Origin of the sequence: Janibacter cremeus, assembly GCF_013409205.1 — a bacterium.
GTDB classification, from domain to species: Bacteria; Actinomycetota; Actinomycetes; order Actinomycetales; family Dermatophilaceae; genus Janibacter; species Janibacter cremeus.
In genome coordinates this window covers 2,327,397-2,339,999 of record NZ_JACCAE010000001.1, presented here as the reverse complement: position 1 = coordinate 2,339,999, position 12,603 = coordinate 2,327,397, and the positions used below count along the sequence as shown (strand labels likewise).

Sequence of the window (12,603 nt, the reverse complement as noted above, 5' to 3'; positions counted from 1 at the left end):
TTCAGCAGATGCGAGACGGATCTGGGAATCTGTTGAGAACTCGTTCAGGCCCCGGTACGTTTCATGCTGGTGCCTACCGGCCGGTAGGCACCAGAACCGGAACCAAGGGGAGTCACACACATGGCCAAGCGCCTCACGTCCCGCCTGTCCGCGGGCGCCGCCCTCGTCACGGGCCTCGGCATGATGGGCATCGCCACCGCTGTCCCGGCCCAGGCCGACGTGGGCACGACGCTCAACTACACCTGCTCGGTGACAGACCTGGGCATCGACTTCGAGGACCCGTGGTCCGTCAACCTCACCGTGGGCGTCGACGAGCAGTACGACCAGGGCGCCGAGATCGCCGCACCGGAAATCACCGCTGAGGTCACCCCGGGCGAGGACGCTCAGCAGCGACTGCGCGACCTGAGCATCAAAACGCTCGAGGGCACGGCCGACACCACGTACTCCTTCGGCGGCACCGAGCGCACCGCCCAGCTGACCGTTCCGGAGACTGCTGTCTCTGACGACCCGACTGACTTCGTCACCACGAGTGCCACCGGCACGGGCTCCGCAGAGACCGCGCCGAACGAAGACACCACTGTCGGCATCACCGCTGGTGACTTCACCGCGGCGCTCACGACCGACACCGGCTTCGTCCTCAACCTCGGTTGCACCGCCCCTGCTGAGAACGCGATCGGTACGATCACCATCGGCGAGAGCGCACCCGAGCCGGAGGTCGACGACTGGTTCAACGAGCCGGGCAGTCTGCCGCTCGTCGACAACGTCTTCACGGTCTCGGGCAATGCCACGCGCGACGGAGTCCTGTCGATCGAGGTCCTCGCCGGCGCTCAGGACGCGGACGGCAACGCTGTCCCCGGGCACGTCCTGACGAGCTACACGATGGACGCCACCGAAGGCGCCAACGAGCAGGACTTCGACCTCGTCGAGGGCGCCGACTACGTCCGCGTCATCTCCCAGGACTGCATCGATGCCGATGGCAATGACGGGACCGTCGCCGGTGGGTGCAACGTCGTCTACCAGGCACCGTGGGCCGCCGACACCGGCAACGGCGACGACCAGGGCGGCGACACCGGCAACGGCGACGACCAGGGCGGCGACACCGGCAACGGCGACGACCAGGGCGGCGACACCGGCAACGGCGACGACCAGGGCGGCGACACCGGCAACGGCGACGACCAGGGCGGCGACACCGGCAACGGCGACGACCAGGACGCCGGCTCTCCCGAGGTCCCGGCGGTCGTCCAGACCGACGGCCTCACCCCGGCGATGACCTCGCAGGAGGACAACTCCGCCGCGCTCGCGCTCGGCGGCCTGCTCCTCGCGGGTGCCGGCGCCGGCAGCGTCCTGGTGATGCGTCGCCGCGGGCAGCAGCACTGAGATAGCTCCACGCCACCGACCACCCGTCGGTGAGCAGGCCACGGGCCGTCGACCACTCGGTCGGCGGCCCGTCGTCATGTGCCCGGGGCCGGGGCCCGCAGCTCCGAGGCCATTCGCGCCCGGTCACAGCCCATGACGATTCGGTCCCGAGACGGCACCCGGTGTTGAGCGTGTCCACCCACACCGCTATCTTCCTCTGAAGGCATCCGCGGCCAGCGGCTGCCATCCAGATCTGGGGAGATTGACCATGGCTGCACGCCTGAAGGCCCGCATTTCCGCGGGTGCCGCACTCGTCACCGGCCTCGGCATGATGGGCGTCGCCACCGCCCTGCCGGCACAGGCCGCGACGACAGTTACCTACACATGCACGGTCAGTCTCAACGGCGACCCGCTGGCCCAGGGTCCGGCAACCGTCACGATGGACACCAACGCGCCGGAGACGGTGGCTCCCGGGGACACCCTGACGGTCGACTCCGTCACCGCGGACATCACGATCCCCGTGACGGGCATCGACCCGACACAGGTCGACGGCAACGACGTCTCCATGGCGTTCCCCGTCGAGGCCCCCGTGCGCACGAGCACGGGCACCACCGGGACGGTCAGCACCGAGCTGACGTCCGGTGCCGTGCAGGTCGGCGACGGCCAGGTTCAGACATCCGTCTCCAGCACCGAGGCCCACTCGATCATGGTGCCGGTGGAGGCCGCAGGCATGACCCTCGAGGTGCTGGTTCCACCGACACTCGACGGCACACTGTCCCTCCCTCTGGACGAGGTCATCATGGACACCGAGGTGACCTGTGAGACCACCGAGACGGACAACGTCATCGACACGGTCGTCGTCACCTCCCCGGAGATGAACGAGGGTCCCGACGACGCCGAGGACACCGCCGAGGTCCACGACCCGGCCGACGAGCAGCCGCCCGCCGGAGAGGCTCCCGCCGAGGAGCCCGCCGTCCCGCAGGTCGTGCAGACCGACGGCCTGACTCCGCAGATGGTTCCGCAGGAGGACAACTCCCTCGGATACGCCGTCGGTGGCCTGCTCCTGGCCGGAGCCGGCGTCGGGACGGTCCTCGTGGCCCGCCGTCGGGCCCAGAACTGACACCACCCCACCAGTTGACTCATTCAGTGAGCGACGGCACGGGCCGCCGGCACCGGGAGCACCCCCGGCGACGGCGGCCCGTAGTCTTACCCGTGGGGAACTCCAGGACGAGGACATCCGTTCTCCCAGTGACGTCGAGGCGAGCAGGAGGAGCACGTGACGACACCCCCCACGCGTCGGGAGAGGCGCCGCAAGGGCAATCGCTACCGTCGCACGACCGCGATCATGGCGGTCTGCGCCGCGCTTCTCGTCGGCGCCGGTACTGCCGGTATCTGGTGGACGCAGCGTGACGAGACGGCGATGAACGTCGACGTGGACGCCTACGTGCCTCCGAGCGAGATCATGCCGTCGACGCAGAGTCCGTCACCGTCGACGAGCGAGTCGACCACGAAAAAGAAGACGCCGGAGAAGAAGGACAAGCCCACCTCCTCGACGAAGTCCTCTCCCAAGGGCAACGTCGTCCAGGGCAACCCCGCCGGCAACCCGACCCGCGTCCAGGTGACCTCCGGTGGCCGCTCCATCGTCGACGCCACGCTCCAGGCGACGAAGCTCGACTCCGAGAACGTCCTGGCTCCCCCCTTCGGCACTGCCGGCTGGTACGCCGAGCCGGGTTGGCCCAAGCCCGGGTTCCAGGGTGCGAGCATCCTCGTCGGGCACATCAACCACGGCAGCAACCCGGACGTCTTCTGGAACCTCCCACAGGTCGACATCGGTGACGTCGTCACCGTCACCTACAGCTCCGGCGAGCAGACGGAGTTCACCATCACCAAGTCCGAGCCCGCCACGAAGGACGGCGTACCCCAGGACGACTCGATCTGGGACTACGACAACCCCGACCCGGTGCTGCGCCTGATCACCTGCGACCCCCAGACCTCGTTCAGCAACGGGCACTACGACGGCAACTGGGTGGTCTGGGCCGACTGACGCTCAGTCCGACTCGTCGTCGTCCTCGTCGTCGCGGTCGATGCGGCACCAGGACTGCACGAGCAGGCCCGCGACGGCCATCAGCAGGCCACCGAGCGCCGCCAGGCCGTGCTGGAGGGCCAGGACGCCCCGACCACCGAAGTCGTGGTCCGGCAGCAGGACAAGCGCCTGCCCGAGGTAGAACCCACCTGTGATCGCACCGGTGAGGGCGCTGGCCTGGGCCAGGCCGAGCAGGCGGGCGGCGACGACGGGCTCGACGTGGGTGCGACCACGCCGCATCCGCCACATCCGCGAGCCGGCCACGACGACCACGACGGCCATGGCGACGAGCAGCGCACCGGCGATCCAGCCGATCCGCAGGGCGCCGTGACCACCGGTGAGCCACCACCGCCCGAAGGCGCCGCTGGCAACCATCACGACGGCGGCGACGAGGACCACCGTCGATACCCTCAGGCCGGTCCTCAGCACGGGCCGGCCTCGCTGTCGCGCATGTCGGAGGTGTCGATGCCGCCGAGCAGATCGGCCACGGCGACCACCGCGCCCTCGACGCGCAGGAGCGCTTCCGGGTCGATCCGGGCCCACGGGGCGAGCACGAAGCCGCGCTCGTGCGCCCGCGGATGCGGCAGCGTCAGGTGTGGGTCGTTGCTGACGACGTCGCTCGCGGTGGTCGGGTCTCCGTACTGGATGAGGTCGAGGTCGAGGCTGCGCGCACCCCAACGCACCTCGCGCACCCTCCCGTGGCGCGCCTCGACCGCGTGCAGCCGCGCAAGCAGCGCAGCCGGCGAGAGCGCCGTCGTGGCCAGCAGGACGGTGTTGGTGTAGCGCGGCTGGTCGGGGCCACCGACAGGGTCCGTCGTGACGAAGGGGGCTCGACGCACCTGGTCGAGGTCACCGGCGAGGTCGTCGATCGCGGCGTCGAGGCGCCGCTCGGGCTCACCGAGGTTGGCACCCAGCGCGATGACCACGGGCACTGCCCGACGACGCTCGATGGTCACGGCGACGTCCCCGAAGGCAACCCCGACGGGCGCGGCGGGCTTGTGGACGGTCACCTGGACCGTGTGCACGGCCGGGCGAGCGAGTGCGTCGCCGGCGACCTGCTCGGCGAGCGACTCGATGAGGTCGAGCGAGGGCCCCTCGATCCGGGCGACGACATCCGTCCCGATCTCGGCGTAGTTGATCGTGCGGGCGAGGTCGTCGGTGGTCCCGGCCGGCGCCAGGTCGAGGTGCAGGACGACGTCGACGACGAACTCCTGGCCGTCGTGCTTCTCCTGCGCCAGCACTCCGTGGTGGCCACGGGCACGTACGCCCAGCAGGCTGATCCGGTCGCGCGGCACGGTCATGCCGGTAGCTCCCCCATCGCCGCGGTCACGTCGATCGCGTCGACCGTGGCGGTGACGTCGTGGACGCGCACGCTCCACACGCTGGCCCGGGCGGCTCGGGCGCTGGTGATGGCCGTGGCCACGGCCCGGGCGTCGAGCGAGCGCTCGTCACCCTCCCTTCGCCCGACCCTGCCGAGGAATCCCTTGCGGGAGGTCCCGAGCAGTACCGGGTAGCCGAGGTCGACGACCCCTTCCAGTCCTGCGAGGAGCTCCCAGTTGTGCTCGGCGGTCTTGCTGAAGCCGATGCCCGGGTCGAGGACCAGCTGCTCGGCAGTGGCGCCGGCCTCGCGGAGTGCGCTGACGCGCTCCCGCAGCTCGGCGCACACCTCGGCGACGACGTCGTCGTAGACGGCCTTGGACTGCATGTCGTGCGAGTGCCCGCGCCAGTGCATCACGACGAAGGGGGCACCGCTCTCGGCGACGAGGGCCGGCATCTGCGGGTCGGCCAGCCCCCCGCTCACGTCGTTGATGATGGCGCCGCCGGCCTCGAGGGCGGCGCGCGCCACGTCGGTGCGCATCGTGTCGACGGAGACGACGACGCCCTCCTGTGCGAGGGCCGCGACGACGGGCACGACTCGGCGACGCTCCTCCTGCGCCGAGGGGCGCTCGGCGCCGGGGCGGGTGGACTCACCGCCGACGTCGATGACGTCGGCGCCGGCAGCGACGAGTTCGCGGCCGTGGTCGATCGCCGCTTCGGTCTCGATCCACCGTCCACCGTCGCTGAAGGAGTCGGGCGTGACGTTGACGACACCCATGACGAGCGGTCCGGGCCGGGTCGCCCGGGTCGCCAGACGCTCGAGGACGGCGTGGGTCACCGAGCGGCTCCGGACATCAGCGACATGGCCTCGGCGCGCGTGGTCGCGTCCCGCAGCTGGCCACGCACGGCGGAGGTGATGGTCTTGGCACCCGGCTTGCGCACCCCGCGCATCGACATGCACAGGTGCTCCGCCTCGACGACGACGATGGCGCCAGCGACGTCGAGGTGCTCGACGAGGGCGTCGGCGATCTGGCTGGTCAGACGCTCCTGGACCTGCGGGCGCTTGGCGAAGATGTCGACGAGCCGGGCGAGCTTCGACAGGCCGGTGACCTTGCCGCTCCGGCCCGGCAGGTAGCCCAGGTGCGCAACCCCGTGGAAGGGCACGAGGTGGTGCTCGCAGGTGGAGTACAGCTCGATGTCGCGCACGATCACCAGCTCGTCGTGGTCGATGTCGAAGGTCGTCGCGAGCAACTCCTCGGGCTCCGCGTGCAGCCCGGCGAAGAACTCCTCGTAGGAGCGGGCGACGCGGGCAGGGGTATCGATGAGCCCGTCCCGGTCGGGGTCCTCCCCGACCGCGAGCAGGATCTCGCGCACGGCCGCCTCGATGCGATCCAGATCGACGTCGCCGGCCATGGATCAGGCGTGTCCGTCGCCGTCGACGGGCTCGTCCGGCGAGACCTCACGGACCTCACTGGGCGGGTTCTCCTGCGGGTAGCTCGCACCCTCCTCGGCGGCCCGGTCGATCTGCTCGGTGACCGTGGGCTCGTGCTGCCCCTCGGGGGCAGCCGGTGGGGTGTGCGGCTGCTGCTGGGCCGTCTGCTCGCGCTGCTGCCTCGCGGTCTCCTCGGCCGGGGTGAGCACGGGCGGGATGTGGGAGATCGGGCGGTCCTCGCTACTCAGCCACGTCGGTCGGACCGGACGGCGCTGCACGTCGGCGAAGACCACCGCGAGCTCCTTGGTGTTGAGCGTCTCGTGCTCGAGCAGCTCGAGGACCAGGCGGTCCAGGACGTCCCGGTTGTCGTTGAGGGCGTACCAGGCCTCGTCGTGGGCCTCCTCGATGAAGCGGCGCACCTCCCGGTCGACCACGCCCGCGAGGTCCTCGGAGTAGTCCCGCTGGTGACCCATGTCCCGACCGAGGAAGGGCTCGCCCTGCGACTGGCCGAGCTTGACTGCACCGATCTTCTCGCTCATGCCGTACTCGGTGACCATCTTGCGGGCCATCGACGTGGCCTTCTCGATGTCGTTGGCGGCGCCGGTGGAGGGGTCGTGGAAGATGATCTCCTCCGCGACACGACCACCGAGGGCGTAGGCGAGCTGGTCGAGGATCTCGTTGCGCGTGGTCGAGTACTTGTCGTCGGTCGGCATGACCATCGTGTAGCCCAGGGCGCGACCGCGCGGCAGGATCGTGATCTTGGTGACCGGGTCGGTGTGGTTCATCGCCGCAGCGACCAGTGCGTGCCCACCCTCGTGGTACGCGGTGATCTTGCGCTCCTGGGCGCTCATGATCCGGGTGCGCTTCTGCGGTCCGGCGATCACCCGGTCGATGGCCTCGTCGAGGATCGAGTCGTCGATGAACTGCTTGTCCAGACGCGCGGTGAGCAGCGCCGCCTCGTTGAGCACATTGGCCAGGTCGGCACCCGTCATGCCGGGGGTGCGACGGGCGACCGCGAGCAGGTCGACGCCGGGGGCCATCGGCTTGCCGGTGGCGTGCACCTCGAGGATGCGGTGGCGGCCGATCATGTCGGGGTTCTCGACTGAGATCTGCCGGTCGAAGCGGCCGGGGCGCAGCAGCGCCGGGTCGAGGATGTCGGGGCGGTTGGTCGCGGCGATGAGGATGACGTTGGTCTTGACGTCGAAGCCGTCCATCTCGACGAGCAGCTGGTTGAGCGTCTGCTCGCGCTCGTCGTGGCCGCCGCCCATGCCGGCGCCGCGGTGGCGACCGACGGCGTCGATCTCGTCGACGAAGATGATGGCCGGCGCGTTGGTCTTGGCCTGCTCGAAGAGATCCCGGACCCGGGAGGCGCCGACACCGACGAACATCTCGACGAAGTCCGAACCCGAGATCGAGAAGAAGGGCACTCCGGCCTCGCCGGCGACGGCGCGGGCAAGCAGGGTCTTACCGGTACCGGGTTGGCCGTACAGCAGCACACCCTTGGGGATCTTGGCGCCAACCGCGAGGAACTTGCTCGGCTCGCGGAGGAAGTCGACGATCTCGTGGAGCTCGTCGACGGCCTCGTCGGCCCCGGCCACGTCGGTGAAGGTCACCGTCGGGGTGTCCTTCGTCGCGAGCTTCGCCTTGGACTTGCCGAACTTCATCACCTGGGAGCCGCCACCCTGGGCGCGAGAGAGGATGAACCAGAAGAGGGCAACGAGCAGGATCAGCGGCAGGATCGACAGGAGGATGTTGCTCCACACGCTGGGCCGCTCGACCGTGTCGTTCTGCACGCCGCCCACGTTCTTGTCGACGATCGTGACCATGTGGTCGGCGCGGGCGTCGATGAACTCGGTCTCGACCTTGTCCGCGTCCTTGACGTCCTCACCGTCGGAGTAGGTCTCGCCCTTATTCAGCTCCAGCTGCAGGACGTTGTCGGTCGTGAAGTGGGCGCTGTCGACCTTCTTGTCCGTGATCAGCTTCTCGGCTGCCGATGTGTCGACCCGGGCGTACTCCTCGTCGCCCTGCGTGAGGAACATCAGCCCGAAGACCGTGATCAGCAGCAGCGCCCAGAAGGCTGGGGAACGGAAAAACTTCGTGGCGTTCATACGGGTACGGGGCTTCCCGCGCTTCCTGACTCGACGACGTGACGGCCTCCGGGGCAACCCGGGGCGAACAGGACGAAACTACCTGAACACGGGTCGACCACGGCTATGAGGCCAACGAGCATCCTGTCACGGGTGTTCCCGCGCCCGGCAATCGTGGCAGTCAGGAGTACACGTGCGGCGCGAGCGTGGCGACGTCACGCAGGTTGCGGTAGCCCTCGTCGTAGTCGAGGCCGTAGCCGACGACGAACTCGTTGGCGATGTCGAAGCCGACCCAGCGGGTGTCGATCTCGACCTTGGCAGCCTCGGGCTTGCGCAGCAGGGTGAGGATCTCGACGGACGCGGGCGAGCGGGAGTCGAGGTTGGCGCGGATCCACGACAGCGTCAGGCCGGAGTCGATGATGTCCTCGACGATCAGCACGTGCTTGTCGGTGATGTCGGTGTCGAGGTCCTTGAGGATGCGTACGACACCGGAGGACTTGGTGCCGGAGCCGTAGGAGCTGACCGCCATCCAGTCCATCGGGGCGGAGCCGGGCAGGTGGCGCATGAAGTCGGCCATGACCATGACCGCTCCCTTCAGGACGCCGACGAGCAGCACGTCCTTGCCCTCGTAGTGCTCCCAGACCTCGGCGGCCAGCTCGGCCAGCCGAGTCTGGATCTGCTCCTCGGTGATGAGCACCTCGACGAGGTCATCCTGGATGTGGGTGGTGTCCACGGCTCTCCTTGGGGTCGGCGTCAATCATTGTCCACGAACTGCGGGGATCAGGTGCACACGAGCGTCGGCCCGGCTCACGCGCAGGTCGCCCGGCAGATGCAGCGGTCCCTGCCCGTGCCAGTCGGTGACGAGGGCGTCGCAGGCGGCGACGTGGCCGGCGGTCAGGGCCCCGGCCGGCGCGCCGGCGGCCAGGAGCAGTCGGCGCCAGACCCGGGAGCGAAGGGCGGGTGCCAGATCCACCAGGTCCGCCACCAGGACGCCGTCGGGGCCGTGGTCGGGTACCGCGTCGTCGGCGAGTGCGTCGAGGAGGTCGGCGTCGTCGCGCAGCAGGTCCGCGGTGCGGGTGAGCGCCTCATCGATCCCGGGCCCGAGGGCGCTCTCCAGCTCGGCCAGCGCGGTGCGGGCCCGCACCCGGGCGAAGGCCGCGTCATCGTTCATCGGGTCGGCCCACGGTGTCAGGCCCCAGGCGACGCAGGCGTCATGGGTGGTCTGCCGCGGCAGGTGGAGCAGCGGCCGGGCGAAGGGGGTCCCCTCCCGGACGGTGAGCACCGGCATCCCGGCGAGGGATCGGGCGCCGGAGCCGCGGGCGAGCCCGAGGAGGACCTGCTCGGCCTGGTCGTTGCGGGTGTGACCCAGCAGGACCAGGTGCATCGGGTGCTCTTCCGCCATCGCGCCGGCGGTGTTCGCCAGGGCGGTGTAGCGGGCCTCGCGGGCTGCTGCCTCGAGTCCCTCCCCCGTCGCGACGACCTCGGCGGGGACGACCGCCACCGGGGCGAGGCCGACGTCGGCGCACTGCTGGGCGGCCAGCAGTGCGACGTCCGTGGACTCCTCCTGCAGGCCGTGGTCGACGATGATCGCGCCGGCCGTGACGTCGTGGGTCGCTGCCTCGGCGGCCAGGGCGGCCGCGAGCGCGAGGGAGTCCCCGCCACCGCTCACCGCGGCGAGCGCCAGCGAGCCGGCCGGCAATCCCGCCAGGGCTGCGCGGACCCCCCTTCGGCAGTCCGCCTGTGCTGGGTGACCTGCTCCCATCAGCCGTGCACCCGGCGCACCCACGCAGCCGGGTCGGTGATCTCCAGCGGCGTGGGCAGCGTGTCCGGGGAGGTCCACACCGCGTTGAACCCCTCGACGCCGACGCTCTCCTGGACGGCGCGGACGAAGACCGCGCCGTCGCGGTACTGGCGCATCTTCGCCTCGAGGCCGAGCAGACGGCGCAGGAGACGGTCGACGGCACCGGCGCCCTTCCGCCGCTGGGTGAAGCGACGCCGGATCGAGCGGACGGTCGGGACGTGCGCGGGGCCCACGTCGTCCATGACGACGTCCGCGTGCCCCTCCAGCAGGGACATCACCGCGGTGACCTTGGCCATCTGCTCGCGCTGCTCCGGCGTGATGACGAGCTCGGCCAGGCCCTGGCTGTCACCGCTGAAGACCTTCGGCAGCTGCGCAGCGACCTGCTCGACGCGCTCGCGCAGGTCGGTCGTGTCGGGCACGAGGTCGACGGCGAGGGTGCGGGCGGAGTCGATGATGTGCTCACGCAGCCACGGCACGGCGGTGAACTGCACGCGATGGGTCTCCTCGTGCAGGCACACCCACAGGCGGAAGTCGCGTGGGACGGCCGTGATCTGGCGCTCGGTGTGCACGATGTTGGGCGCGACGAGCAGCAACGCCGGGGTACCACCGGGGGCGATGTCGTACTGGCCGAGGACCTTGGTGGACAGGAAGGCGAGCATCCCGCCGGCCTCGGTGCCGGTGATCTTGCTGCCGACCGCCTGGGCCAGACCCGACGGCTCCTTCTCGCGTCGCTTGGCGACGGCCTCGAGCGCCGGGTCGAGCATCGCGGACATCGAGTCGGCGTTGACGTCGATCCAGGTGGGGCGGTCGACGACGAGTGGGGGTGGCGCGTCACCGGGGGCGGTCAGACGGGAGGTGGCCGCGACGGGCTCGACGGCCATGGCCGCCAGCTCGCGGATCTCCTCGACGATCTGGGTGGCCTCCTCCGGCGACACATCGGGTCCGGGGGGCACGAGGCGGGTCCCGGCGCTCTTGGCGAATGTCCAGTCGACGTAGTTCGGCACGCCCCCACCATACGAACTGCTGGCCCTGGCTCGTGTCAGCGGCAGCCGCAGTCGGTGAGGTCGGCGACCATGCGGTCGAGCACCGCGCGGGCGCCGAGCGTGCCGGTGGTCGAGGGCACCCGGTCGGCGAGGAGCACGAAGGTGAGCAGCCTCCCGTCGGCGGTCGTCGTCGTGCCGGCGAGCGCGGAGGTGCCCGTCAGGGTGCCCGTCTTGGCGCGGGCGAGCCCGGCAGCGCTGCGGCTGTCGTCGGTGTCGAAGCGGTCGTGCAGCGTGCCGGTCAGTCCCGCGACGGGAAGCTCGGCCAGGATCGAGGTCATCTCCTTCGCCGAGCCGGTGATGCCCAGCTGCATGACGTCCGAGATCACCCGCGCCGGTACCTTCTGCCCGCTGCTGAGCCCGCTGTTGTCCTTGAGCTTCACGCCGGTGAGATCGATGCCGGCTTCTTCAAGCGTCTGGTGGACCCAGTCCGCGACCTGAGCGGTGGAGGTCCCGGCACCGTGGGTGGCGGCGACCTGACGGGCGACGTTCTCGGTCAGGGCGTTGTCGCTGTCGTCGAGGGCCAGGGCGAGCACGTCCCCGAGCGGTGCGGAGTCGACGGCCCCGAGCACCTCGGCGTCCTCGGGCGCGGGCGTGAGCCACTGCTTCCTGGAGGTGTCGACCTCGGCCTCCACCCCGACTGTCTTCAGCTCCTTGTCGAGTGCCTTGAGCACCTGCCGCTCGGGGAACTTCGGCGAGGCGTCGAAGGGCTTGGGGCGCTGCCCCGCCAGGCCGATCATCGTCACGCCCTGGGTGTAGCCGGCCGCGACGTCCGCCATGTCCCACGTCGGCGGGTACCGCTCACCATGGGCATAGGTCATGTCGAGGCGAAGGGAGTAGTCCCCCTCCCCCTTCGCCTCAAGGGAGGTGGCCACCTGGCGGGCGAGGTCCGCGAGCCCGGCACGGCCCTCGACGGCCTGCGGGTCGCCGTCGCCGCGGGCGAGCATCGTGTCGCCGGCCGCGACGAGGACCAGCTCGTCGGGGTGGTCGCCGGCGGCCACGACCTTCGTCGTCATCACGCGGCTGAGGTCGGCGGTCTCGGCCACCGCAGCGGCGGTGAGCAGCTTCGCGTTCGAAGCCGGGGTGATCGGTGTGTCGCTGTCGTGGGCGTAGAGGGTCTCACCGGTGAGGGCGTCGCGGACGACGACGCCGACACGCTTGCCGAGGGCCTTGGCCTCCGCGTCCTCCTCGAGGGCAGCAGTCAGACCGGTCGTCGTCGGTAGGGGCGCCTGTGTCGACGCTGCGGGCAGGACGGGGTGCGTCGCAGGGGCATCCGGGACCTGCTGGGTGGTCTCCTCGTCGATCGTCAGCACGCCCGGGACACGGTCGTAGGCGTCCGCGGTGCCGTACCCGATGAGCAGTGCTGCGACGGATGTCACGGCGATGAGTGTGCGGCGCACGCGCTGCCCCCTGCGTGAAATGGTCGACGGTGGTGGAACACTGTGGCCGAGACTAGATCACGGTCATCACATCACCGTCACCGAACA

Annotated in this window: 12 protein-coding genes; 3 read left to right on the top strand and 9 right to left on the bottom strand. The window is 70.3% G+C overall.

The window, feature by feature from the left end:
- Positions 1 to 120 precede the first annotated feature (120 nt).
- The 3 genes from BJY20_RS11060 to BJY20_RS11050 all read left to right on the top strand — a co-directional run bounded on the left by BJY20_RS11060 (position 121) and on the right by BJY20_RS11050 (position 3,400).
- Entirely contained in the window at positions 121 to 1,377 is a 1,257-nt protein-coding gene (locus BJY20_RS11060) for a DUF6801 domain-containing protein (protein ID WP_185991578.1), read from the top strand.
- Between the two features lie 247 nt (positions 1,378 to 1,624).
- Entirely contained in the window at positions 1,625 to 2,476 is an 852-nt protein-coding gene (locus tag BJY20_RS11055; RefSeq protein ID WP_185991577.1) for a hypothetical protein, read from the top strand.
- 156 nt (positions 2,477 to 2,632) lie between these two features.
- Positions 2,633 to 3,400, top strand: a complete 768-nt coding sequence (locus BJY20_RS11050) for a sortase domain-containing protein (RefSeq protein WP_185991576.1) — start codon at positions 2,633 to 2,635, stop codon at positions 3,398 to 3,400.
- A 3-nt stretch (positions 3,401 to 3,403) separates the two neighbouring features.
- Here BJY20_RS11050 and BJY20_RS11045 read toward each other — a convergent pair whose 3' ends face one another.
- The 9 genes from BJY20_RS11045 to dacB form a co-directional block, all read right to left on the bottom strand.
- On the bottom strand, positions 3,404 to 3,868 hold the full coding sequence (locus BJY20_RS11045) for a DUF3180 family protein (RefSeq protein ID WP_185991575.1): 465 nt from the start codon (positions 3,866 to 3,868) through the stop codon (positions 3,404 to 3,406).
- Positions 3,862 to 4,740, bottom strand: coding sequence for a 2-amino-4-hydroxy-6-hydroxymethyldihydropteridine diphosphokinase (folK, locus tag BJY20_RS11040; RefSeq protein ID WP_185991574.1), 879 nt, complete (start codon positions 4,738 to 4,740; stop codon positions 3,862 to 3,864). The genes BJY20_RS11045 and folK overlap by 7 nt, the downstream gene beginning before the upstream one ends.
- Entirely contained in the window at positions 4,737 to 5,594 is an 858-nt protein-coding gene (folP, locus tag BJY20_RS11035) for a dihydropteroate synthase (RefSeq protein ID WP_343062859.1), read from the bottom strand. Before folP ends, folK begins: the two co-directional genes overlap by 4 nt.
- The gene (folE, locus tag BJY20_RS11030) at positions 5,591 to 6,169 is read right to left on the bottom strand and encodes a GTP cyclohydrolase I FolE (RefSeq protein ID WP_185991573.1); all 579 of its coding nucleotides are present in this window, start codon (positions 6,167 to 6,169) and stop codon (positions 5,591 to 5,593) included. The genes folP and folE overlap by 4 nt, the downstream gene beginning before the upstream one ends.
- A gap of 3 nt (positions 6,170 to 6,172) precedes the next feature.
- Positions 6,173 to 8,296: an ATP-dependent zinc metalloprotease FtsH gene (gene ftsH / locus BJY20_RS11025; protein WP_185991572.1), complete on the bottom strand. Its 2,124-nt coding sequence runs from the start codon at positions 8,294 to 8,296 to the stop codon at positions 6,173 to 6,175.
- A gap of 160 nt (positions 8,297 to 8,456) precedes the next feature.
- A complete protein-coding gene (gene hpt / locus BJY20_RS11020) occupies positions 8,457 to 9,008 on the bottom strand; it encodes a hypoxanthine phosphoribosyltransferase (RefSeq protein WP_185991571.1) in 552 nt (183 codons plus the stop codon).
- Positions 9,009 to 9,032: 24 nt separating this feature from the next.
- On the bottom strand, positions 9,033 to 10,037 hold the full coding sequence (tilS, locus tag BJY20_RS11015; RefSeq protein ID WP_185991570.1) for a tRNA lysidine(34) synthetase TilS: 1,005 nt from the start codon (positions 10,035 to 10,037) through the stop codon (positions 9,033 to 9,035).
- Positions 10,037 to 11,080 carry a zinc-dependent metalloprotease gene (locus BJY20_RS11010; RefSeq protein WP_185991569.1) on the bottom strand — a complete coding sequence of 348 codons (1,044 nt, stop codon included), beginning with the start codon at positions 11,078 to 11,080 and terminating at the stop codon, positions 10,037 to 10,039. Before BJY20_RS11010 ends, tilS begins: the two co-directional genes overlap by 1 nt.
- Positions 11,081 to 11,115: 35 nt before the next feature.
- Positions 11,116 to 12,495 carry a D-alanyl-D-alanine carboxypeptidase/D-alanyl-D-alanine endopeptidase gene (dacB, locus tag BJY20_RS11005; RefSeq protein ID WP_185991568.1) on the bottom strand — a complete coding sequence of 460 codons (1,380 nt, stop codon included), beginning with the start codon at positions 12,493 to 12,495 and terminating at the stop codon, positions 11,116 to 11,118.
- Between the last annotated feature and the right edge of the window lie 108 nt (positions 12,496 to 12,603).